Annotated in this window: 27 protein-coding genes; 11 read left to right on the top strand and 16 right to left on the bottom strand. The window is 37.8% G+C overall.

Annotated features, from left to right (window positions below):
- Positions 1–61: 61 nt before the first annotated feature.
- The 6 genes from J2Y40_RS20715 (at position 62) to J2Y40_RS20690 (ending at position 5,934) form a co-directional block, all read left to right on the top strand.
- Positions 62–637, top strand: a complete 576-nt coding sequence (locus tag J2Y40_RS20715) for a TerD family protein (RefSeq protein WP_153395157.1) — start codon at positions 62–64, stop codon at positions 635–637.
- Between the two features lie 24 nt (positions 638–661).
- Positions 662–1,336: a TerD family protein gene (locus J2Y40_RS20710; protein WP_153395155.1), complete on the top strand. Its 675-nt coding sequence runs from the start codon at positions 662–664 to the stop codon at positions 1,334–1,336.
- An 82-nt stretch (positions 1,337–1,418) separates the two neighbouring features.
- Complete coding sequence (locus J2Y40_RS20705; protein WP_153395153.1) at positions 1,419–2,057, top strand: VWA domain-containing protein; 639 nt, start codon at positions 1,419–1,421, stop codon at positions 2,055–2,057.
- Between the two features lie 22 nt (positions 2,058–2,079).
- Complete coding sequence (locus J2Y40_RS20700; RefSeq protein WP_153395151.1) at positions 2,080–3,123, top strand: TerY-C metal binding domain-containing protein; 1,044 nt, start codon at positions 2,080–2,082, stop codon at positions 3,121–3,123.
- Positions 3,124–3,135: 12 nt separating this feature from the next.
- A complete protein-coding gene (locus J2Y40_RS20695; RefSeq protein WP_153395149.1) occupies positions 3,136–4,419 on the top strand; it encodes a PP2C family serine/threonine-protein phosphatase in 1,284 nt (427 codons plus the stop codon).
- 3 nt (positions 4,420–4,422) lie between these two features.
- On the top strand, positions 4,423–5,934 hold the full coding sequence (locus J2Y40_RS20690; RefSeq protein ID WP_153395147.1) for a helix-hairpin-helix domain-containing protein: 1,512 nt from the start codon (positions 4,423–4,425) through the stop codon (positions 5,932–5,934).
- A gap of 156 nt (positions 5,935–6,090) precedes the next feature.
- Here the strand turns inward: J2Y40_RS20690 and J2Y40_RS20685 are convergent, their stop codons facing one another.
- The 9 genes from J2Y40_RS20685 to J2Y40_RS20645 all read right to left on the bottom strand — a co-directional run bounded on the left by J2Y40_RS20685 (position 6,091) and on the right by J2Y40_RS20645 (position 12,749).
- On the bottom strand, positions 6,091–6,540 hold the full coding sequence (locus J2Y40_RS20685; RefSeq protein WP_310001111.1) for a GNAT family N-acetyltransferase: 450 nt from the start codon (positions 6,538–6,540) through the stop codon (positions 6,091–6,093).
- A 247-nt stretch (positions 6,541–6,787) separates the two neighbouring features.
- Complete coding sequence (locus J2Y40_RS20680; RefSeq protein WP_310001109.1) at positions 6,788–7,327, bottom strand: hypothetical protein; 540 nt, start codon at positions 7,325–7,327, stop codon at positions 6,788–6,790.
- A gap of 16 nt (positions 7,328–7,343) precedes the next feature.
- The gene (locus J2Y40_RS20675) at positions 7,344–7,865 is read right to left on the bottom strand and encodes a 3'-5' exoribonuclease domain-containing protein (protein WP_310001107.1); all 522 of its coding nucleotides are present in this window, start codon (positions 7,863–7,865) and stop codon (positions 7,344–7,346) included.
- Between the two features lie 3 nt (positions 7,866–7,868).
- Positions 7,869–8,405, bottom strand: a complete 537-nt coding sequence (locus J2Y40_RS20670; protein ID WP_153395139.1) for a hypothetical protein — start codon at positions 8,403–8,405, stop codon at positions 7,869–7,871.
- 54 nt (positions 8,406–8,459) lie between these two features.
- Entirely contained in the window at positions 8,460–9,656 is a 1,197-nt protein-coding gene (tyrS, locus tag J2Y40_RS20665; protein ID WP_310001105.1) for a tyrosine--tRNA ligase, read from the bottom strand.
- Between the two features lie 492 nt (positions 9,657–10,148).
- Positions 10,149–10,745: an NAD(P)H-dependent oxidoreductase gene (locus J2Y40_RS20660; RefSeq protein WP_310001104.1), complete on the bottom strand. Its 597-nt coding sequence runs from the start codon at positions 10,743–10,745 to the stop codon at positions 10,149–10,151.
- Between the two features lie 72 nt (positions 10,746–10,817).
- Entirely contained in the window at positions 10,818–11,636 is an 819-nt protein-coding gene (locus J2Y40_RS20655) for an AraC family transcriptional regulator (protein ID WP_310001100.1), read from the bottom strand.
- 10 nt (positions 11,637–11,646) lie between these two features.
- Complete coding sequence (locus J2Y40_RS20650; protein ID WP_310001098.1) at positions 11,647–12,126, bottom strand: GNAT family N-acetyltransferase; 480 nt, start codon at positions 12,124–12,126, stop codon at positions 11,647–11,649.
- Positions 12,126–12,749, bottom strand: a complete 624-nt coding sequence (locus tag J2Y40_RS20645; RefSeq protein ID WP_310001096.1) for a TetR/AcrR family transcriptional regulator — start codon at positions 12,747–12,749, stop codon at positions 12,126–12,128. Before J2Y40_RS20645 ends, J2Y40_RS20650 begins: the two co-directional genes overlap by 1 nt.
- An 86-nt stretch (positions 12,750–12,835) precedes the next feature.
- Here J2Y40_RS20645 and J2Y40_RS20640 point away from each other — a divergent pair, with 86 nt between their 5' ends.
- Both J2Y40_RS20640 and J2Y40_RS20635 read left to right on the top strand, forming a co-directional pair.
- Positions 12,836–12,970 (top strand): hypothetical protein, encoded by a 135-nt coding sequence (locus tag J2Y40_RS20640; RefSeq protein WP_310001094.1) that lies wholly within the window; start codon positions 12,836–12,838, stop codon positions 12,968–12,970.
- A 3-nt stretch (positions 12,971–12,973) separates the two neighbouring features.
- Positions 12,974–13,342, top strand: coding sequence for a hypothetical protein (locus J2Y40_RS20635; protein ID WP_310001092.1), 369 nt, complete (start codon positions 12,974–12,976; stop codon positions 13,340–13,342).
- A 5-nt stretch (positions 13,343–13,347) separates the two neighbouring features.
- Here J2Y40_RS20635 and J2Y40_RS20630 read toward each other — a convergent pair whose 3' ends face one another.
- The 7 genes from J2Y40_RS20630 to J2Y40_RS20600 all read right to left on the bottom strand — a co-directional run bounded on the left by J2Y40_RS20630 (position 13,348) and on the right by J2Y40_RS20600 (position 21,781).
- Positions 13,348–14,004: a hypothetical protein gene (locus tag J2Y40_RS20630; protein WP_310001090.1), complete on the bottom strand. Its 657-nt coding sequence runs from the start codon at positions 14,002–14,004 to the stop codon at positions 13,348–13,350.
- Between the two features lie 18 nt (positions 14,005–14,022).
- A complete protein-coding gene (locus J2Y40_RS20625; RefSeq protein WP_310001088.1) occupies positions 14,023–16,395 on the bottom strand; it encodes a TonB-dependent receptor domain-containing protein in 2,373 nt (790 codons plus the stop codon).
- 485 nt (positions 16,396–16,880) lie between these two features.
- Complete coding sequence (locus tag J2Y40_RS20620; RefSeq protein WP_310001085.1) at positions 16,881–17,498, bottom strand: hypothetical protein; 618 nt, start codon at positions 17,496–17,498, stop codon at positions 16,881–16,883.
- Between the two features lie 141 nt (positions 17,499–17,639).
- On the bottom strand, positions 17,640–18,095 hold the full coding sequence (locus J2Y40_RS20615) for a VOC family protein (RefSeq protein ID WP_310001083.1): 456 nt from the start codon (positions 18,093–18,095) through the stop codon (positions 17,640–17,642).
- Positions 18,088–19,326 carry a hypothetical protein gene (locus J2Y40_RS20610; RefSeq protein WP_310001080.1) on the bottom strand — a complete coding sequence of 413 codons (1,239 nt, stop codon included), beginning with the start codon at positions 19,324–19,326 and terminating at the stop codon, positions 18,088–18,090. The genes J2Y40_RS20615 and J2Y40_RS20610 overlap by 8 nt, the downstream gene beginning before the upstream one ends.
- A gap of 162 nt (positions 19,327–19,488) precedes the next feature.
- A complete protein-coding gene (locus tag J2Y40_RS20605) occupies positions 19,489–20,850 on the bottom strand; it encodes a phosphatidylinositol-specific phospholipase C domain-containing protein (RefSeq protein ID WP_310001078.1) in 1,362 nt (453 codons plus the stop codon).
- Between the two features lie 91 nt (positions 20,851–20,941).
- On the bottom strand, positions 20,942–21,781 hold the full coding sequence (locus tag J2Y40_RS20600; RefSeq protein WP_310001076.1) for a T9SS type A sorting domain-containing protein: 840 nt from the start codon (positions 21,779–21,781) through the stop codon (positions 20,942–20,944).
- A gap of 379 nt (positions 21,782–22,160) precedes the next feature.
- Here J2Y40_RS20600 and J2Y40_RS20595 point away from each other — a divergent pair, with 379 nt between their 5' ends.
- The 3 genes from J2Y40_RS20595 to J2Y40_RS20585 are packed head-to-tail and all read left to right on the top strand — an operon-like array spanning position 22,161 to position 23,937.
- The gene (locus J2Y40_RS20595; RefSeq protein ID WP_310001073.1) at positions 22,161–22,493 is read left to right on the top strand and encodes a hypothetical protein; all 333 of its coding nucleotides are present in this window, start codon (positions 22,161–22,163) and stop codon (positions 22,491–22,493) included.
- 13 nt (positions 22,494–22,506) lie between these two features.
- A complete protein-coding gene (locus tag J2Y40_RS20590) occupies positions 22,507–23,139 on the top strand; it encodes a hypothetical protein (protein WP_153395121.1) in 633 nt (210 codons plus the stop codon).
- 21 nt (positions 23,140–23,160) lie between these two features.
- Positions 23,161–23,937, top strand: a complete 777-nt coding sequence (locus J2Y40_RS20585; RefSeq protein ID WP_153395119.1) for a sensor histidine kinase — start codon at positions 23,161–23,163, stop codon at positions 23,935–23,937.
- Positions 23,938–23,941: the final 4 nt, after the last annotated feature.

The following is a 23,941-nucleotide window of genomic DNA, read 5'->3' as shown; positions in this document are numbered from 1 at the left end:
TTTGGTCAATTCACAAATCAAATCTATCTTAATCGAAAAATAATTAATAATCTAAAACACTATGGCAATTAATTTACAGAAAGGACAAAAGATTGAAATCGGACTGACAAAAATGACGATAGGACTGGGCTGGGACCCGAATGACGGAACAGGATTCGACTTTGATCTGGATGCTTCTGCTATCATGATTGACTCCAACAGAAAATTAGTAAGTGAGGAATGTTTCGTTTTTTATAATAACCTGCAATCTCCGGATGGTGCATTAACACACACAGGAGATGATCCCAATGGTAAAAACAGTGATGGGGATGATGATGAAGCAATCATTGTAGACCTTGAAAAAGTAGACCCTAGAGTAGAGGAAATCCTTTTCGTAGTCACCATCGAGGATTTTGAAAGAAGAAAACAAAACTTCGGACAGGTAAGAAACTCTTATATCAGAATTGTAGACAACAGCTCCAATCAGGAAATTGCGAAATATGAACTGGATGAAGATTTCTCTATAGAAACTGGTGTAGAATTCGGAAGACTGTACAAAAGAAACGGTAGCTGGAAATTTGAAGCTTCAGGAATCGGCTACAGAGCAGACCTTGGATTCTTCCTTGAAAAATATTATAACGGACAAATCATTAAATAATATCAATTATATAAAACTATAGCTATGGCAATTAATTTACAGAAAGGTCAGACCATTGATCTAAGAAAAAATGACCGTGGAGAAAGTGTCTATGACCTGTCAAAAGTAACAATCGGTTTAGGATGGGACGTGAGAAAACAGGGCGGAGGCTTCTTCGGAAAACTATTCAGCAAAGAAGCTGAGTACGATCTTGATGCAGTGGCATTTCTTCTGGATGGAAACGGAAAAGTAGCCAATCTGGGGAAAACAGTTCAGACTCAGGACGGAAGACAGATCGCTCTTTATCAGGGAGACGTTGTTTTCTTTAATTCAATGCAGCATCCAAGCGGAAACGTGTGGCTTACCGGAGACAACAGAACCGGAGCTGGAGACGGAGATGACGAGCAGATTATTGTAAAACTGGATCAGCTGGATGAAAGCTATCAGAAAATACTATTTCTGGTAACTATTTATCAGGGAAAACAGAATAATCAGCATTTCGGAATGATTGAAAATGCTTTCATCAGAGCCGTAGATGCTAAAGGAAAAGAAATCACAAAATACAGCCTTTCCGGAGATTCAAGTATGAACGGAATGTGTGCCATGGTGTTTGCGGAAGCTTACCGTCATAATGGTGACTGGAAGTTCCGTGCTATAGGTGAACCACATCCTACAGATAATTTTATAGAAATTCTGAAGCAGTACGCCTACAGCAACTAAATTAACCTTCTATACAACTTAAAAGCCGGCAGAGAATAGTAAAATACTTCCTGCCGGCTTCAGAATTAATATTTGTCTTACAATGACCAGAAGATTATTAGCATACTTTTTACTGGATACTTCCGGCTCTATGAACGGAGAACCTATCCAGGCACTTAATAACGGATTTAACGGGCTTATCAGCATGCTCAGAGCAGATCCTCAGGCCATGGACAGCCTTCACCTGAGTGTCATTACTTTCGACAGAGAGGTTAAAAATATCATTCCGCTGATTGATCTTGCGAGCTTTTATCCAATGGAAATTACCTGTCCGGACAGCGGGCCTACTCATACGGGCGCTGCATTGGAAATGGTTTCGGAACTCGTTCAGAAGGATCTGGTAAAAGGATCCGGAGACGAAAAAGGAGACTGGCAGCCGTTACTTTTTATATTTACCGATGGAAAACCTTCTGATATTCAGAAATACAGACAGATGATTCCTGTGATCAGAGGTCTTGAATTTGGCGCAATTGTAGGCTGTGCAGCAGGTCCGAAAGCCGATGAACAGTTTCTGAAAGAACTGACTGATCATGTGGTAAAACTGGATACAACAGATGCGATTACGCTTTCTTCTTTCTTCAGATGGGTAAGTTCTTCCATTACACAGGGAGGGCATTCACAGAATGCGGGAGAAAATGTAACGCTTCCGCCGCCGCCATCAGAGCTTAATATTATTATTTAATTACCGTCTTTACACTATAATCATGAGAAGACTACCGATTTATTTTTTGGTTGATATTTCTGAATCTATGGTAGGAGAGCCTATCGAACAGGTACAGGAAGGTATTGCCAACATCATCAGAGAATTAAAAAAAGATCCGTATTCACTGGAAACGGTTTATATTTCTGTGATCGGTTTTGCCGGAGAAGCCGAAGTCATTACTCCGCTTCAGGACATCATCAGCTTTTATCCGCCGAAAATTCCGATTGGAAGCGGAACATCACTATCCCAGGGATTGATTAAAGTCATGGACTGCATAGACCGGGATATTGTAAAAACAACCTACGAAAGGAAAGGCGACTGGAAACCTATTGTTTTTCTGTTTACAGATGGAGTTCCTACAGACGATGCTACCAAAGCGATCGAAAGATGGAATACCAAATATGGAGGAAAAGCCAATACCATTGCCGTATCCATCGGAGAAAATACCAACTATAAACTGCTCGGTTCTTTAGCTGAAAATGTACTGCTTTTCAACAACTCCGATGAAAATTCCTATAAAGAATTCTTCAGATGGGTAACAGATTCTATTAAAACCACCAGCCAGAGTGTTACCGAAGCCAATAAAGAAGGAATCAATCTGTCAAAGATCGACTCCATTATTCTGGAAAAGGTAGATCCTGAAATGGAACAAAGATTTCCGGACAACAATTTTATAGTGCTGAACGGTAAATGTTCAGAAACTGAAAAACTGTATCTGATGAAGTTTAAGAAAGCCTTTACAGATTCCGGAATTATGGGCATGTCCACAAGATATTATAAACTGGACGGTGCCTATAAAATTGATGAAAAAGCATATATGAGACTTTCTTCATCCCAGAGAAATAATCTGAAAATCTCTATTGAAGAACTTCAGGGCGGAACATCCTGTCCTCACTGTGCCAACCCTATTGCGCTGGCGACCTGTTCCTGCGGCGGAATTCACTGTCTGAAAGGAGAAGGATACAACAAGTGTCCATGGTGCGGAACATCCGATCATTATGGATTCTCCAGCGGAGGGTATGATATTAACAGAACGTTGGGGTAACAGTAGCACAATATGGGCAGTATTTTTTTTAATAATAGCGGGAAAGAAGAACAAGCTTCCGGAGGTGAAGAAGCGAGGGAAAGGGCTTTGATCTTTAAAGAAAAAGAAGAGTTCAGAGAAGCTTATCTGGTCCTGAAAAATGCTACTTCAAGACAGTTTTATGAATTCAGTTTTGAACTGGAGGATTTTCCCAATATCAGAATCAGAACTATCGGAAATATTGAGGAAACCGGACTGGAATTTGAAGAAAATAGGATTACCGGAATTCCCACAGGAGGTAGTGTGTATGATCTGGATATTGAATTTTACCATATCCGGGATGAAAACAATTCAGACCTTAAAAGAGTTCAGCTGTATGTCAATGCAGACCCCAAAGACCTCTGGAAAAATATTCCCGGTGATACCAACGCTATTTTCTATAAATCTGATGAAGTCTCATGGAAAGGAACTTTTTTAGATAAAAAAATGGTGGCTGCCTCCAAAAGAGGTCGCTCACACGCCCATGACGGACGGTTTCGGGAAGACGATTTTGCCGTAAATGAACTTTCTGAAGGATGGAATATTGTTTCTGTATCTGATGGAGCCGGTTCCGCGGAAATGGCACGGGAAGGTTCCAGGCTGGCTGTACATTCAGTGAATGAATTTTTTGGCTCAGAAGCAAAATTAAGCGAGCTTGAAAAAAATATAAAAGTCATTTATAACGTTACATCCGGAGTACATTCCGAAGCAGAAAAAAATATTACCGGAATTTTATCTGAAAGTGTAAAGTATGTCTATCAGGTTTTAGATAAAACAGCATCTGAACATTCACTTTCCATCAAAGATTTTCATACCACACTTATTTTTGCGCTGGCTAAGAAGTTTGATTTCGGATATGTTTTTCTGACCTTTGGAGTAGGAGACTGTCCGATTAATCTCATCAGCCCTGATTTTTCCGAAGTAAAGCTGTTAAACCGGATGGACGTAGGAGAATTCAGCGGAGGAACCCGCTTTATTACCATGGACGAGATCTTCAATGATCAGATGATTTCCCGTTTCGGAATGACCTGTGTGAATGATTTTTCCTATCTGGTATTGATGACTGACGGGATTTATGATCCGAAATTCATGACGGAAAATAAACTGGAAGATCTGGAAAGCTGGACAACTTTTTTTAATGACCTCAACGGAAATAATGATGACCGTGCAAAAGTTGACTTTATCAACGATACAGATATTGACCGTCAGCTTCTGCAATGGGCCGATTTCTGGAGCAGAGGAAATCACGATGACAGAACCCTTGCCATAATCTATTAAAACATGAAAAAGACTGTTAAGGTTGTTTCTATTTTAGACACATCCAAATCATATGAATATGTAGATGAAAATCCCATTCGGGGAGGAGTAAAAGATGTCTATTTTTCTCCCGAGAGAGATTATGTCGTAGCCTTTTACAGAAATCCCATCGATGCCGGACAGAAAGAGCGTATCATGCGGATCGTATCTACTTATCTCGGAAATATACAAAGCGGAACTTCATCAGAATACTTTTTGAACGAAATATTCAGATGGCCGTATGATATTGTGGAAAAAGGAAAGCTTACGGGAATTGTTGTTCCCGTATATCACAATAAATTCTTCTTTGCTAAAGGGTATATCGGTTCAGATAATATCCAGGGTGAAGATAAAGTGGGGAAATGGTTTACTTCCCCGATGTTCAGAAACCAGCAGTACCCGTTAAGGCTTGACCAGTCGGAACTGGGTGACTGGCTGAGTTATTTTCAGATTGCCATCAATATCAGCAGGGGAGTGAAAAAGCTTCACCAGATGGGCCTGGCTCATTCGGATCTTTCTTATAATAATATTCTGGTGGATCCGGTAACGAAATCAGCCTGTATTATTGATATTGACGGATTAGTGGTACCAAAATTATTCCCTCCCGAAGTGATTGGAACCGCTGATTTTATTGCTCCTGAAGTACTGAAGACCAAACATCTGAATATTCAGGATCCCGGAAGACATCTGCCTAACCAGAAAACAGACCTTCATGCCCTCGCAGCGCTGATCTATATGTACCTCTTGAGAAGACATCCATTGAGAGGAGGAAAAATATGGGATCTGGATTCTGAAAAGGATGAAATACTTTCTATGGGTGAAAAAGCTACATTTGTGGAACATCCTGATGATTCCGTGAACCATGTCAAGCCTGATCATCTGAAAAAGTGGGAGACTTTCTGGGGCGATCCTCAAAAAATTCCGTATACCATTACCGGTCCTTATCTTTCTGAGTTGTTCAAAAAGGCTTTTGTTGATGGCCTTCATGACCCGATAAGACGTCCCCTGGCTAATGAATGGGAAACGGCCTTGCTGAAGACAGTAGACCTTATACAACCCTGCTCTAACGCATCCTGTACGGAAAAATGGTATGTTTTTGATAACACCAGCAATCCAAAATGTCCTTTCTGTGGTACACCGCATCAGGGAACACTACCCGTGCTGGATCTATATTTTAAATTTGATGATGAGGTATGGAAACCCGAAAACCACAGATTAATGGTTTACAATAACCAGTATCTTTTCAAATGGCACGTTTCCCGGAAAGTGATCCGAAATGAAAATCTTACCATGCAGGACAAAATGCCTGTAGGATATTTTACGTTTCATCAGGGAAAATGGGTGTTGGTCAATCAAAGTCTTACTTCAATGAAAGATGTTACGGAACAGAAAGAAATTCCGCCGGGCTCAATGACTGAGCTGACTGACGGCAAAAAGATCCTTTTATCTGCTGAAGAAGGAGGCAGACTAATTTATGTAACGCTGGCGAATCAATAAAAATCGTAGATTTCTAAAAACTAAGGTGCTCTTTTATGCAGTTAAACTTATTGATAAAGTGTTAAATCTTTTGTGTCTGTTGTAGTTACATATTTCCCACAGATCGCTCAGATTTCACAGATTTTTGTGGATGTTTTAAATTCTTAATTGAAGGTTTTATGATTCTTTCTCCTCTAGAAATTCCATAAAATAAGAATGCTCATCTTCACCAATAATTTTAAACCCTAGGGCAGAATATAAGTTCTGTGCCTTATTGGTTTTCAATACGCTCAGGATGACTGTTTTTCCTGTTTCTGAAGCTTCATCAAGAATATCTTTCAATATTTTTTTCCCCAGCCCGCGGCCCTGCTGCTCCGGATCAATCTGCAGCTGAAGAACTTCTGTTTTGTCTTCTGTCCGGTTTATTTTTAATAATCCGATGGGATGATGGTGTAAGAAAATAATATGCGCCTTATCAAACTGGTACAGAACTCTTTGCAAAGTAGCCTCATGGTCAGTAGGTAAATTGGATTTTTCGTAATGAGGATTCATGGTTTTCATTCTCAGGCTGAGAAGAAAATCAATATCAGCTTCATTGGCTTTTTCATAGTGCAGGTCAGGATCCATTGTTTTATTTTTTCATTTCATCTTACAGATACCATTGCAGTACCATTAACAGGAGTCTAAAATAATGATTCTTGTATTTTTATCAGCATTAATTTTAGATTTCATGGCTGCAGAACATAGAAAAAAATCATAGGCCCTGCAAACTGTTTGTGTAGCGATGTTATCTTTGTTGAACATCTTTTTCAGATATTCGAATTCATTCTCCGCTTCTTCCAAGATAGTTCTATTACCCGGATTATCCTTAATTTCAAAGACTGTTTTTTTCTTCAAGTTCAGTAAAAGTATATTCAAAGCCATCCAGTCTGCTGTCCAGAATTTGTTTGGCCAGAAGAATCATATAATCATTGAACCTCAGAAAATCTTTTGAACCAATGGTAATACCAATGTCTTCGTCTGTCTTTTGATCAACCGGAAAGCAATGAGTGTAATTTCCATACTGAAACATATAGCAGTAGCAGACAGTAGAAGTAGGTACCTCGTAAAGTAGCGTGATCCCAAAACGATTGTACAGCTCCTGAAGTATCTGTTCCGATGTTGCACGATCTTTGTCTATAGAATGAAAATGGCTTTCTTTATTAAAAAATGAAATAATTACGGAGAGTTCCTCAGCAGAGATTCTATTGATGTCATTTCTGACGGTTTCTAACAGATTATCAAAATTTATTTCATCAAAATCGGTTTCACTTTCTCTCAGATATTCTTTAAAGCTTTCGGGATGCACAAGGTGCTCATAAAGAGTTGATGCTTTCTCTTTATCAAACATATAAATGGATGTATTTCTTCCCATGATCTGATAGATTGAGTTATTTCAGAACAATTTTCAGCCCCATTTCTTCTTTCATATAAAGCAGAACCTCAGCATTTCCTCTCGCATCATCTACGGGGTTGTGGGTGTGCTCTGTTTTGCGGAGGTGTTTCCATTGGGCAAACGTATCTTTTTCCAGCCCGCAGTACAGATCAGAAAGTCTCCGGGAAGAGTAGCCAAAGGGATTTCTTCCGATAAAATGATGAAAATACCAGCAGATAAACATCCAGTCGAAACCATTATTGTCACTGATAAAAATAGGTCTTCCTTTAGAGTTTTCTTTAATCCATTCCTCAAAGGCCAGCATCACCTGTTCCGGATCATCAAAATTCATTGTTTCCTCTCTGCTGAAGCCTGAAACCGCCAGCGCATCAGGATTGAACTGATCCGATATGGGTTTGAGCTTTCCGTAGAAAGTCCGGTCCAGTTTTTCATCAACCAGTACAGCACCGAAACAGACCATTGAAAAATCTCCGGGAATAGGGCCGTCTGACTCTATATCCACCATAAAGTAGCTCATAACTTAATCAAATTTAATATTTCGGATCTTCATATATTCCTCATCAACTTCTTCCTTTTCCATACGGTCCGGATACGTAGTAATCTTTAGCAGTTGATTGTTGAAGCTGTTTCCTACAATGAGTTCATTGCCATAGGATTTAAATTTTGAAGGTATAACGAATATCTCTGTTTTATTTAAAGTATGAATATTGAAAATAAAAATCCTCTCTCCATGCTTATCATAATACCGGGCAATAAGATAATTTTCAAAAAACATCAAACGGCCTCCAACCGAAGGCTGGCACATGGTATTAAGCGGTGGGTGCCAGGTAACAACAGTATCTTTTCTGAGCCATATTTTTACCATATCATTGCCTACATCGTTGCGAAGCCACCAGGCTGCCCATCCGTTATCACTGACAGCGGTCTGCCATGCCAATACCGAATTTTCAGCTCCGTAATGGTCTGTCCATACAATTTCATCTTCTTTGATTTCCGTATCAACGTTCTGCGCGTAAAGTTCATCCTGAACGAGCAGGAAAATTTCTTTCGTGGTCATTGTTTTTTCTTTGATCCAGCGAATATATTGAAATTATTCCTGCAGTTGGAAAGTTTATACCAGTTCAAAAAAACTTCTTCTCCCGATTTTGATCTTCATTTCTTTTTTCAGTTCAATTTCCTGTTCAGGATCTGTTATTTTGATATCATTAATCTGGATTCCTCCATTCAGAATCAGTCTTCGTATGGCAGATTTGCTGAGGTCATTTTTTAAATGATGACAAAGTTCAACTAAAGAAATCGTATGCTGATGTTTCAAAGATTTCATTAAAACTTTTTCATAGACTTTCTCTTCAAAATTTTTATTCTGAAACTGATTTTCAAAAAATTGTTCAGCATCTTCTGCTGAAGCTTTATCATGGTATTGGACAATGATATTTTTAGCGATTAGTTTTTTAATGTTCATCGGATTTTCACCGTTTTCTATTTTTTGTTTTAAATAGTTCTTTTCTTCCATGGAAAAATCGGTGGTAAGATCGATGAATTCATCAATAAGACTGTCCGGGATTGACATGGTTTTCCCGAACATTTCATTAGGTTCATCTGTCAGTCCGATAATGTTGTTAAGGGATTTACTCATTTTTTCCTTTCCGTCAAGGCCTTTCAGCAGAGGCATGCACATAACAATTTGTGCCGGCAGATCATGAGTTTCCTGAAGCTGTCTTCCCATTGTACAGTTGAAGAGCTGGTCTGTACCACCCATTTCAACATCACATTCAATCTTCACCGAATCAAATCCCTGAAGGATAGGGTAAACCAGTTCGTGCATGGCAATCGGTGTATTTTCCGTAAACCTCTTGTTGAAATCGTTTCTGTGCATCAGCTGGGCTACTGTTACTTTTGACATCAGCTGAATCACTTCTGAAAAACTGAGTGCATCCAGCCAGTCAGAATTAAAAACAACTTGGGTTTTCTCCGGATCAAGGATCTTTGAAAGCTGGCTGATGTAGGTCTGTGCATTATGATTTACCTCTTCAACAGTCAGAGGCTTTCTTGCTTTGTTTTTTCCTGTAGGATCTCCGATTCTTGCCGTAAAACTTCCTACTACAATGATAACCTGATGTCCGAGTTCCTGAAACTGTTTTAGTTTTTTAAGAACTACGGCATGTCCTAAATGAAGATCCGGAGCTGTGGGATCAAAGCCCAGTTTGATCATTAATTTTCTGTTTTCTTTTTCAGCCTGTTTCAACTTCTGTTCCAGCCCGTTTTCCGGGATGATGATGGCTGCATTTTCTTGTAATGTACTGATCATGTTGTATTAATTTTAAAAATGAAAAAAGCCCGGACAATGCTGTCCGGGCTCTATATGATTGGTTAGAATAGTCTTATTGAATCACAGATATAGAAAGTCTTCCCGAACGGCTGATCGGGGAGTAATACTCACTGAAGAATGGAAGACGCAATATGCTGTTCAGGTGTTTCATCTGTATTGTAAATATAATCGTTTTTTCATAGTATTCCAATATTTAAACCATTAAGATGCCTTGTTTGGAACAAGTAAGGTAAGATTTTAGCAAAAAAACTTAAAAATTTTAATCATTTTACCAATCCTAATGGTTTAAAATAGTGGTTCAAAACAATTTTACTTGCCATTCTTTTATCCAATACCATGCCATAAATTATTCATTTTCAAAATGGAAGAAATGTACAGGCTGAAAATGCCTGGAATAATATCCTAAGAACCAGAGGGAAACTAATGTTCTGTATGGTATTGCTGACAATTATCATATCACTTGCATTTTAATTACTGATTAGCGATTTCCTGGGAAGGTTGAAAGGTATTCCGGATCTGTTCTATCCAGACCTCAAGATCATCGGAAGAAACTCTGTCTGCTTTGTCAAAGAAAAAATGACGGATAACTTCTAAGCCGGAATATATAAAGATACCACTGTCGGAAGTCAGTGAAAGGGCTTTATCCATTCCCATACGTTCATATTCTTCGTATGATTTTCCGTGAGTATTGATCACAATGGCCTTTTTACCTTTTAAAAGACCTTTTTGAACTCCTGAGTCATACCGGTACGCAAAACCATAGCTGAAAACCCGGTCTATATATCCTTTCATAATGGCGGGTAAGCCCGTCCACCAGATAGGATAAATAAATGTGATCTGCTCTGCCCACGATATATGTTCCTGCTCTTTCTGTACATCTTCCGAAACCGTTCCGGCACGCTGTCCCTGCATATCTGCTAAAGAAAGAACAGGATCAAATCCAATGTGATAAAGATCTCTGATTCTGATTTCATGATTTTGTAATTCAAGGCTTTCCGTAACTGTGTTTAAAAGTTGGTTGTTTAAACTCTGCTCATTAGGATGGGCATAAATAATTAAATGTCTCATTGTTTTGATTTTTAAATTAATGAAACAAATGTAGAGCAGCCGAACGCTTAAAAATTGTAAGAAAACGAAAGGTTATTCCGATCTGGGATTGCAGATGTTCTGCTGGAATTTGAGATATTGGGTAGGAGAAAGATTAAGATAATGCTTGAAATCATGAATAAGCTGGCTTTGATCATAATAACCACACTGTTCAATAATACTGAACCACTCCGGTTGATGTTGGTTTTTAATGCAGGCTTCAATGAGGATAATGGCTTTTAGAAAACGGTTATACCTGGAAATTTCTTTTTGGGAATAACCAAACTGCTCTTTCTGTCTGCGCTGGATATTCCTTTCAGTTTGGCCGGTTTGTCCGGCTATGGTCTTTATGGGATTTAAGGCATTATTTTCAAAACTGCTTAAAAGAAATCCGGTGGCGTTCTGTTCCGGGAGATAAGGTTTGCAAAACTCTAAAATACATTGTACCTGCTCTTCAGGAGATTGAATTTTTGAAATAATATGCCATAGATCTGTGAAACAGTTTTCTTCCAGCAGATCATCAGGATGTGTTATCCTGTTCTTTTCTGTCATAATTTTTCCAAAGAACCTGAAAAATGCATCATCTTTGAAATTGGCTGCCAGAATTGATGTTCCGGGAGGAAGTATATATTCAAAAGACTGTCTTACCGGTCCGAAAATAATGCATTGGTCTACAGTGATCAGATCACCTTCCTGTATCTGCATAGATGCACTTTTTCCAAAGCAGAATAATAAAATAGTCTGATACGTTGGGAGAAGAGTTTTGGTAACCGGAAGGACTGAAGATGGGTTTTCTACAAAATAGAAATGTGAAAATACTCCTGCAAACTCTTCAGGAACTGCGATTCTGCGTTGATGGTAAAACTCTTTCATAATATGGATTTTACAACAATTTTTTCTCCATTTTATAATTGGTGAGCTCAACTCCCCTTACCGGAACAGACTGCTCCCGGACAATACTAAATCCCATTTTTTCAAAGAAAGGTTTTGCTGTTTTACTCACATCTGCTGTCATAAAAGTTTTCTCCTGTTTTATCGCTTCATGCTCAATAAGCTGATAGAGCTGAAAAGCTATCCCCTGATTCTGATAATCTTTATGTACAAACAAAAAGTCAATATAATTTCCTTGATCAAGACTGATAAAACCTGTAATTTCCCCGTTAGATTCAGCGATCAGTACATATTGGTTTTCCATGACTTTCTGCCACCGTATTTCGTTCTCAGCTCCCAGCTTCCAGGCTTCAATCTGTACATCATCATAATCTTTTTTACAGATATGAGTGATGGTATCTGTAAAAAGCTGCTTCATTTTTGCCAGATCATTGTTGTTTCCTTCTCGTATTTTGGCGGTTGGGGAGTTCATTATTGGATATATTTCTTTTCGTAGAGTTTCTGCTGTTCTTCATTCAATAAAGGATAAAAAAGATTCATCTGGATCAGTACGTAATATTGAATGGCTTTTTCTTTATCAAATTTAAAGGCAAGGCTGTTATGGGTGATCCAGTTATCCGCAATGATGAAAATCTGTGTAGTCAGGCTGTGAAGGATGAAATCCGGAATGTTTTTTCTGAATACCCCACTGGCCTGCAATCCTTTAAAAATAACCTGAAATTCTTCTTTTCTGCTGACATTGATTGATTCATACTGTGATTCAATCTCTGGGATTTCCTGCAAAATATCAACAAAATTCATGAAAATAAACCGGAAGGAATAAAATATTTCGTAGGTAGACAAGGTAAACTGATAAAGATCTTCCAGCGTTCTGTTTTCTTCCTTCTTCATATTGTTCAGCACCTCGTCCATTTTTAAGATCAGATCGGAAAAAAGGATCTTAACAATGTCTTCAGAGTGTTTGAAATGATAATGTAAATTTCCCGGACTGATATTCAGAGCGGCTGCAATGTGCCTGGTTGTAATATTGTTATAACCTTTTTCATTAAAAAGCTGCAGCGCTTTCTGTAGTATTTTGTCCTTAGTTTTCATCATCCAAAGATAAGAGAGTTTAGATCATATTTCAAAATTAGAACAATTGTTCTAATTTTAGTATATTTGTAACTCAAAATCAGATCAGGATGGAAGGTAAAAAAATGTTCAACTACGAAGCTTCAGGAAATAATGATGCGAAAAAAGGAAAGGATATGCAGGAAACCATGGTTAAAATTCTGCAGGTAATCATTGGATTTATTATGGCAGTTCTTCATATGTAACGGATGAAAAATAAAATTTCATATTGGTTTTTATCAGGGCTTACAGTCTGGCTTATGATTCTTATTTTAAGGAAAAAAGGTATTATCATTCCTGTCATCAGTAATCATTTTACTGATTTTATTACGGTTCCGATGTACACTTATCTGATAGAATACCTGATGAATAAAAGAATGGGATATTCCTGGAAACCGGATCTGAAATTCATTCTTACTTCTGTTCTGTATCTATCACTGTTATTTGAAGCTATTTGCCCGCTAATTTCAGAGAGGTTTACAGGAGATCTGCTGGATGTTCTGGCCTACCTGGCAGGAGGAATGCTTTATTATGTTTTGAAAATCAGGTTAATGAAGAAAGACGCAGAAGCTATATAAACTGTTTACCAGACCGTTTCATAATCCTTTTCTTGGGCATTTCCGATATACGAGGCATACGGATAATGATGTTTCTCTTTCAGACTGAATTCACAGCAATAAGTTTCAATAATGTTGTTTAATGCAGCAGAAAAATCCCCATGCAGTTTATTAAATTCCGCAGGGAGAAGTTCAAACCTTTTTTTCAGTTCACTTTTTTTGTAAGTTCTTTCTGTACGGTAAATAGAGTTTCCTATAATTTCCGGTATAATAAAACTTGCTTTGTAGTCTCTTAAAATAGAGATCAGCTGATCTTCATGATGTATTTTTTCGATGATCAGGGTATATACTTTGTCAAGCTGATAGCCTGAATGTACACTTTTAATGATTTTTTCACGGTACAGTTTCATCCTGGTTTCCTGAATGGCTTCTGCATAAGAATATGAACCGGAATAAGGATATATCCTTCCGTCTGCTTTAACTAAAACATGAGGCCCGGGCCCGACCTGCATATCTTCCGCATTCAAAGTCTTTAAATAGGAACCGGACTGATAAGAAAAGCAGAATATATCTTCATAATTCTCTATACTTTTTCCTGGAATATTAAATCCAGATCCGGCTGTTTCCTGAACATATTTTTGTGCTGCTTCTAAATAATTTTCATCCAAGACTGTAATTTTCATTAAAAATAGTAAATATGCTTAATTATTACCTCCCGCTCTGCTGGATTCTTCAAATTTAACCTGTTTGGTAGCACCTTTTACATTATTGTTCCCGAATTTATAGGTCACAGAAAGATAGATGTTTCTTGTAATTCCTTTATAATAGTATTCTACGTTATAATTGGGATAATATTCTATTCCTTTTGATCGGTTGGTATTCAGAAAATCATTGACATACAGGTTGATCAGAAGTTTTTTATCCATCAGGTTCAGTTTCATTCCTGTGTACAGGGAAGCATTGGCAAAATAAGAGGTATTCCCGTCTCTGTTGGGAAGATTGCTCCATAAACCGAGCATTAAGGTCAGGGTTTTGTCTTTATTCAGGAAGAAATTATTATCTACATTAAAGTTGGCACTGTATCCGGCCGGAGCAGAGACCGCATCCGGATCATACGATTTTGATTTGGCATAATAGCCGTTCACAAAAATATTGGATTCCAGCCACTTCAGTTTGTTGTAGTTATAGCTGATGTTGATTCCGGCCTGATCTTCATTATAAAAATTCTTGACAATACTGTATTTAAGGTTGCCTTCCACATACTGAATCCTGTCCCAGTTGTCTTTATTGTAATTATAGTATAAGGTAACATTGAAGTTATTATTCAGCACATACCCGAATTCAAAATTATCAGAAAAAGAAGGAAGCAGGTAAGGATTCCCGGTATTGTATTCAAAATCTGAAGTATAAAATTTGAAAGGATTGAGGTTTCCAAAATAAGGGCGTGAAATTCTCCTTGAATAATTCAGGGAGAATGTATGATTTTCATTGGGTTTATAGCTGATATAAGCGGTAGGGAAGAATTTTCCGTATTTGATTTTTGCAGAAGAATCATCATTCATAGAAATACCTTCTAGAGAAGTATATTCATAGCGGAGACCGGCTTTAGCATCCCATTTTTCGTTGATTTTAAGGCTGGCAGATGCATATGCAGCGTAGTTTTGTTCATTGTAAAAGAAGGTGTTGGTCTTTTTCAGATTGATGAGGTATTCATTGTTTTTAATATCAAAGAAATTAAACTCAGAATCATTTTTGATCTTAGTATATTTCAACCCTGCCTCTGTCTTAATTTTGGCAAAGTTTTTCTCCAGATCAGCCTGCCCGGAATAAATACGGTATTTACTGATTGGATTAACAAATGTTGAGCTTGTCTCTGAAGTAATGGTATTATAAAAGTTTCTGGCATTGGCATCATTCACAAGCATGTTAGCCGTAATGTTCAGCTTGCTTCCCAGAGAATCCAGTTTAAGATCATAAAAAGCGGTGGCATTATGAACATTTCTGCGGTTTTTGTTTCTGAAATTAGATTCAACATTCAGCAGCCCTTCCTCATTGAAAATGGTCGTTTTGCTTTCTCCCTGTTCCAAAGGATTACTGAAAGAATAATTATAGTTGAAACCAATCAGATTATGATCATTAATCTTGTATTCTCCTTTTGCGTTTCCGCCTTTGTATTTATAATTATTGGAACTGATGTTGTTGGTATTCCAGTAATTATCAGCTGTGGTTCCTGTCAGATAATTGTAAGAATGATTTTCCCAGTAATTATCACCTAAAGAAAGATTGGTGCTCAGGGAAAGCTTTTCCCCCTGATAATTAAATGAGGCACCGCTTCTGGTAGAGGTTGCCGGTCTTCCTCCATAATAACTTCCGGAAGTCTGAAGAGAACCGTTCCAGCCCAGGCTGGTATTTTTCTTCATGATAATATTGATCAGCCCGCTTTTCCCTTCTGCTTCATATTTTGCAGGGGGTGTGGTAATGACTTCTATTTTTAAAATATCATCGGATCTTAATGTTTTTAGGTAATTGATAAGCTCCTGACCGCTTAGGTTTAGGAGCCTGTCGTTGATCATAACAGCAACATTGCTTTTCCCTGCAATACTTATGGCATCATCAGTTGCCCTTACCATCGGGGTTTTTGCCAATGCTTCCACGGCGTCTATTCCTTGTGAAGCTACAGAATTCTCTACATTAAAAACCAGCCTGTCAACTTTTCTTTCAAACAGTTTTTTCTTTGCGGTGATCGTTACTCCTTCTATTTTCTGTTCCGGAGCAGGCACTTCTTTGAGCTGTATATCCTTTTTGGAAGTTCCTTTTACGGTAATTTTTTCACTGTTGGTTTTTACACCATCCCGGATAATTTCAAGCAGGTAGTCTCCGTCTTCTTTCAGTGGGATTTTGAACATCCCGTTTTCATCTGTAATGGCAGAAAATTTAGCGTTATTTTTAGTGATAAGCACTTCAGTTTCCGATGACGGTTTATTTTGTCCGTCGGTTACGGTTCCTTCAACGCTTTGAGCAAAAAAGAAAGAAGAGGAGGCGAGGCATGCAAGAATAATTATCTTCCGGTTCATGGTTGTTTTTTTATACATGACAATTCACGAACTGAAGATATTACATCCCTGATCTATTTTTAAAAGAGATGAGAGCATTGATGGCTGCAGAACTTTTCATGTTGGTATACGCAAAAGACGCAAAGAACTTTTCCTATTATGCTGTTTATAAGGCACAAAAAAATCAAAGATTTTTGGCAATTATCCATTAAGAAACATCTTTGCTGAGTGTAAACGCCTTAGCGTCCTAAAAACGGGTAGTAGTTAAAGATCCTGGCGCCTTAGCGTTTTCCAACTTATAAGGATTTATAAGTCATTTTTGTTTCCCACAGATCTCACAGATTTCGCAGATTTTTGTGAATGCTTTTTCTTTCCAATGAAAGTTTTATAATCTATAAAAAATCATCTTTGCTGAGTGTAAACGCCTTTGCGCCCTAAAAACGGTTAGTATTTAAAGATCCTGGCGCCGTTGCGTTTTCCAACTTATTAATACAGGCGGAAAATGCTTACTGGTCGAGTTTGATGATAGAACCTTTGTAAAATCGGGTAAGATCATAGAGTTCTCCGAAATACCGCTGTAATTCAGAGTGGGCCTCTATTTCAATCCCTTTTTTGAACTGGCCTTCTGCAAAAGAGTAGAGCGTAGGATGGTCGGTCTTTAAATAATGGGAAAGCATATTCACACTGCCTTTTTCTTCCGAAGCTATATCCGTGATAAATATTCCGTAAAGCAGAAACTGATTGAAATTTTGGGAATCCATAATGAATTCCAGATTTTGCTGGGAATAATTTTCGTAATCGGTAAGAAGCTGCTGGAAACTTGCCACCCGGTCTTTATGGGAGATTTCATAGAAGAGATCAATTCCGTTGATGAAAAGCTGTGTTTTGGTTTCTTCAATGTCGGAAGGATAAAGGCTGTTGAACCATGCAAAAATAGTGGAAAGTTCATCTTTGGTAAGGTGTTCCACAGAATCCTTTACCTTTTTCTTAATAATTTCAAGGCTTACCCGGGCATCATCCGGAAGAAATTTCATCATCTGTTCTTCCTCGCGGTCAATCTTATTGAACAAATTAATTTTGGCAATAGTAGGATTGGTTTTTATGAAAAAAAGTTCATTTGCCATATGTTATGCATAGCTTGGTTTTTTAAGGTGGTAAGCCCTTTTCCGTGAACTAAGGTAAAGATTTTTTTTTCACAATTTGATAATAATAATTAATTTGTTCTATCATAAGTGTAAATACCGTCTGAACTGTCTTTACACTCCTTATTTTTTTAGAGTTTCGTGAAGGGCAATTCTGTTTCCTTCCGAGTCTTCAAATTCAGCTACGGCAAAACCATATTTATCATCTGTTTTTTTCGGATAGAGAATTTTTCCGCCATTCTGAACGGCTTTGTCTAAAGTCTTATCAATATTATCTGTTTTGAAATAAATAATAACGCCTTCTTTGCTGGGTTTGTAAACATCTCCTTTGGCCAGAGCTCCGGTAATGCCGCTGCTTTTTTCTTCAAAAGGGAACAATGCCATTTCATAACGGTCGATAATTTCTTTTTCAAAGCTGAACCCGAAAACAGCCTTGTAAAACTGTTCAGCGCGTTGCAGATCAGTAACGGGAATTTCAAAGTAAACAACGGGATTGGATGTATTCATAGGAGTTTCTTTTGGAGCGCAGGCGTTTAATAATAACAGGAGAAATACAAAATGTAAAAGACTTTTATTCATAATAGGTGATTTCATAAGACTGTGACCATTTCTCATTTTCTCTCTCTGAAGCATCTTCGTAGTAGATTAGGTTATTATGCGGGTCAAAAATATGGGTAAACCTCCGATGGTCTTCAGTTTGTTCCACTTCAATTCTGTTTCCGTTTTCATAAGAAACAGCAGTGATGCTGGAACTTCTGCCCGTTTTGATTTTTTTGATGACCCTATTTTCGCCATCAAATTCATAAGTGTATGTATAACTGCCTCCGAAATCATAATTTTTTTCTGTGATAGTATTGGTGTGGGCCGTTAAAAGTCCGCGGTCATCGTATTTATTTTCTGAAAACTCCAATTGAGTAAGTTCCGTTTCGTCAAAATCAGGCCAGTAAACGAATCTTGCAGAGTAAATTTCCCGGTCAGATTCATCATAACCCAATGTTATTAATTCATTGAAAAAATGGATCGGTGGGTAGCCGGGAAGAAGTGCTCCATTCATATCATATCTAAATTCTTCAAGGAGATTTTTAATTTCATCCCTATACAGTCCGTTATTTTGTAAAGGAAAAACAGCCTGTTCCGGGAGACCATCTGAGATTATATTTTTGAAATTTTCTGGTGTAATCCTGGAGGTGATTTCCTTGTTATACAATTCATACAGATCATAAACATGAATATCATATCTGGAAAAGGCAAAACTCTGTAAGATCCTTTTCTTTTCATCCAAGACAAGATATTTTAGCCTCACCAGTCTTTTTTCTGCATCAAATGTTTTTTTGGTAATAGAATTTCCAGCATAAGAATAGGTAACAACAGACCATTCTTCACCGGAATCGGTAAATGATATTTCTTCCAGAGCCTGATTTTGTGCATTGAACTGTTTGGTAAAAAGAGTGATCCCGTCTTTAATAAAGCTGACCAGTTTTCCTGTAGAATTATAGGTGATAAAGGTACTCCCCATCTTTTTTTCCTCCAGAAAATTGCCGTTCAGATCATAAGTCTCTTTTTTGTTGAGGTTTCCTGATGGATCCGTAAAATGATAGACAATCGTATCAGGCATATTTTTTCCCAGACGGTGAAGTTCCCTGACTTGCATACCCTCTTTTCCATATCTTTTTTCGATACTTGTCAGAACACCTTTCCTGTATAATTTCTTTTCTGACATCTGTCCTTCCGGGGTGTAGAGGGTTTCTTCACGAATAGTATCCGATACATATTCTTTCACCGATTTTACTTTTCCATGAAGATGGTCCATTAACTGATATTTTTTCGTGTGAATAAAGATACACAAAGTGAGAAACAAAAAAATAGACAAATCAGATTCTGTCTATTTTTTATTGGCCTTAAAATTAAATAAGATAAAATGCTTCAGAAATTGGGGTGCTCCCATTGTAATTATTTTTTATATTGTTTGGAATCATCTTACCGGAATAAATGCCCATTGCTCTGCCCAGTCACCGGTTGAAGCCTGGAAAATTTTAATTAATGATCCGTTTTCTGTTGATGCCCCAAATAAATCAAGTGACATGGTGGATATATGTTTTGGATTTAAGGTGAAGTACCCGTTTTCCAGACGGTTGATTTTCCATTTCTGATTATCCCCGCCATTCTTTTTCTGAAGAATAACAGCTGTTCCGTCAGTTTTTCCTAAGCCATTTACATCCAGAACAGAGTCGGGAGTATTCTGGGCATGCAGATAGAAATAACCGTCTCCCGCAGCTTCCAGTTTCCATCTTTGATTGGGCTGGCCGTTTGCGGTATGCACAATGATTGGGGTTCCGTCCTGCTGGCTGTTTTGATTGACATCCATACATTTGTTAAGGTCCAGTCTTGTACGAACTTCATAAATCTGTCCGTGTTGCATGGTTTCAGAACTGAAAGAAAAAGGGTTACAGGAGAAAAGACGATTAATCAGGGCTTTATCCTGCGGGATTTCCGGAAAATCCATCGGAATAATTCCATATCGGGATTTAGGTTTGTTATACAGATAATTAAAAAAAAGACGGTTGACAATTTCTGCAATGCCTCTTGGTCCTTCATAAAATATATTACCGCTGGTTCCACTGGTAAAATTAATGAAAAGACTGTCCGGAAGTGATGATGAAGCTTTTTCCAGGACAGGTTTTACAGCCTTTATGAATTTATCTTCTATATCATCTTTCCAGTCATCATACCTGTCCTGAACATACAAGGCGATGCCGTGATTGCTGAATTCTTTGGTGCTGTCATGCGGCCATTGGTCATAAAGGTCAATTCCTATGTCAGCCCGGTCTCCCAGTCCAAACCGACGGAGGAGCACTATTTTTCCCTTTACTTCACTCAATGCGGGTATTCGGTTTTCTGTGTAGAAAAGGCCCGGGAAATGTCCTATATTGACAGATCCGGTCAGATCATCATAGAATTTGTTTTTGTCTTTACTGCTGTCGGGGTCACTTTCATTTTTGATGGACATCAGTATGGTTTCTCCCGGGTTTTCTGAAAGAAATTTCTGACATTCATTCATAATGGTTCCGCTGAAACTGATATCCATATCTGCAATCCCATGATACACCCAGAGCACATGATCCTTGTCTGCCCGCGTTCCGCGTTTTAAACGGATGTCCAGAAATCGTATACCTGCATTTAACTGTTCAGAGATGTTCAGGGACTGGCATTTGGTAAGGTAGCTTGAATCCCAGGCCGGATAAGTTCCGCTGTCATGAGTTCCGGGAATAGTAAGATCAGTAATTTTCAGATGATTGGGAAGATAGCTCATCCAGTTTTGTGAAAATGTTTTCATTTTTGTATAATTAGTTTTCCTACTCTTATGGCTTTTCGGAATCTGCCCCGTTTGATAGGTGGTTTCTGGTCTCCATCTTATTTTTCCGATGTTATTTTTTAATGATTTTATAACTTCCGGAATCTGTGGTGATAAGATAAGCTCCGTCGGGAAGTGCGGTAATGTCTATCTCATTGTCACCTTTTACCACTTCTGTGGACTTCACAAGCTTTCCTGATTGATCATAAACAGAAACTTTATTGTTTTTTTCCACATTCAGATGGAAAATTCCTGAGGTAGGATTAGGGTATATTGCCGTTTTGTCTTTAATCTTATTTTCGGCTGTTCCCAGTGTGGATGTTTTTGTCCAGGTAAAGGCATCAAGGCACATATAAACATAGCCTCCGGTAGACTGCAGCTGGAGCTCGTCAATGAGAGTGTTGCTGTTGTTCTGGTTATTCAGGGTGGAAAGATCAATCAGGGTAAAACCGTTGTAGACACCAGTTGATCCTGTTGTTCCGTTGAAAGTAGTGTTGAATCCCGATGTTTTGGTGGTGGTAAATTTAGTGACACCTCCTAGTTTTCCTGTAATGATCAATGTTCCTGATGAATTAGATTGATTCAGCTGGGTATTGCTTAAAAACACCCAAAACTTCGATACGGTAAATCTGGAAGTGCTCTTAACGCTGAAGGAAGGAGAGTTGATATTGGTGGTTCCCGTATTATCAATATAAACATTATCATTCGCGGTTCCGTTCCATCCTGTGCCCGGATAATTGGACTGAATTCTAAAAGTACCTGCTTGTGAAACAATGTTAAAAGTATACCCGTTATTGATAAAGCTTGTGCTGCCATTAATTGCATTCTCAAAAGTCATTGTGCTTGTCTGTGCACTGATGCCTGCAATACTGCTTAAGAAAACAAGGATTGCAAAAAAGAAAATTTTTTTCATGATATAGATTTTTAGATAGGACTGTTTTTTATTATTCTTACAAAATATGAGTGCTCATACTTCCCATGTAATGAATACTCCAAAGTAACAGTGAAAAAAAAGGCAAAAACAGCGTATTACAGGCTGAATTGAAAAACAGGTAGAAATACGCGGTTTTCAATTCCGGGATTATTCTACTTTTGAAAACAGAGACAGAAGATTTGAAATAACAGTCATATTCCTTATTTAAAAGAGATGGAAAGCAAAGAGCTGTAAATGATTGAAAATTGTAAAATTTCATAAGTATTGAGCTATGCATCAGATCTTTATTTTGTAAAATATGCTGAGGTTAATACTCAATATTCTGAACGAATTGTGTAACTTTAAAAAAATCTAAACTATGAAAGAACCCGTATTACATGTACCGTTAAAAGACGCCAGAAGATGGATAAGCAACTGGCAGAAGCAGGAAAAAATTAAAGGCACCCAGATCATTTCTCACCTTCTTCCATCTATTGATGTATATGAAATCTTTAAGATTGAAAACGGAACCGAACGGTTTCGCGGCTATAATGCCATTACCGATGAGGGTGAGTATAAATTTCTGATGGTAGGCGTTGATCCGGATGGGAATGATATGGTAGATCCTGATCGCAGATGGTATATTTATGATATGACCACTCCTTGTCCTTCTGCATGTTCTGCTAATAAATGGTGGGAAGAAACAATTTAAAATAGCGGGATCATTGTATCAATGGATTGAAATACCATCGTTAATTGGAAAAGGTATTCTGCTGATTAACCTGACCGTATATACCATAGGCTTTTCCGGTTCCGGGAAGGCCTATAGATTTTTTATGGGCTATTTAATCTGGATATCAATATGTGAAGCTGTATTTTACATACTGAGCTATCAGAAAATCAATAATCTGTTTTTCTCTCATTATTATCTGATAGGCCAATTCCTACTGCTGGGACTGTTCTTTCGTGAGATTCTGACGGAACGGTATCAGAAGAAAACTGCACAGTTTTTTTTAATGATTATTCCCACCGTCCTGATTTTGCAATACATTGCAGATCCGGCAAAATATTACATTTTCAATCTGTTTGAAATTTTTGTTACCTCTTACGCCATCATTATTCTGGGATTGTTTCACTTATATAATATACTGGATGGCGAAAAAAAATATAATTATATGGTTTTGGGGCTCATTATGTATCTGATCAGCAGTACAGTGCTGTTTTTATCAGGGAATCTGTACGTGGTTATGGATAGAAATGTGCATAAAGAGATCTGGGTAATCAATGCAGTGATGTTTATTGTGTACCAGATTTTTATTCTGATCGAGTATTTTTCCTTCCACAGAAAAAGAGTATAATTATTTTGAAGATTTTATACCATGAATGACAATACCATTATTTCCACGATAGTCTACACTTTTCTGGCATTCACCTTACTGGCTGTCGCACTGATTATTTTCTACTATTTCTCCAATAAAAAGATCACCAAAAATCTTCTTCAGAAGAAAGAAATGGAAATCAGGTATGAAAAAGATCTTACCCATGCCATGATCAGTTCACAGGAAAAAGAAAGACTGAGAATAGCTCAGGATCTGCATGATGATATCAGCTCAAAACTAAGTGTGGTTTCTCTGAATGTTCATCTGCTGGATTGCGAATATTTAACAAAAGAGGAATATACCGAGCTTAAGGATAAAATAATAAACCTGATTAATATAACCGCAGAAAGTGCCCGGCAGATTTCGCATGACCTGCTTCCTCCCATATTGGAAAAATTCGGACTGCACGCGGCCATAGATGCCCTGTGTTCAGAAATCAATCTTTCAAAAACAGTGCAGGTTTCCTATACCAGCAATTTATATTTTGCAAAGGCTGAAAGTGAAAAAAATTTACATATCTTTAGAATAATCCAGGAACTTACCAACAACTCCATAAAGCATGGCGAAAGCACTCATATCCGGATTATATTTGAAGGAAGAGACGGAAAAAATGTTTGCAGGTATGAAGATAACGGTAAAGGTTTTGACCCGGATGACGATACCCTAAAAGGCGGTCTGGGACTGAGAAATATAAGAAGCAGAATAGAGCTCATCAATGGTACCCTGAAAATAGAAAGTAAAAAAGACAAGGGAACTACGGTAGAATTTACATTTTAATTGA

Origin of the sequence: Chryseobacterium sp. 2987, assembly GCF_031456375.1 — a bacterium.
Taxonomy (GTDB): domain Bacteria; phylum Bacteroidota; class Bacteroidia; order Flavobacteriales; family Weeksellaceae; genus Chryseobacterium; species Chryseobacterium vaccae.
The sequence above is the reverse complement of the archived record's forward strand: the minus strand, read 5'-3'. Positions and strand labels throughout refer to the sequence as shown.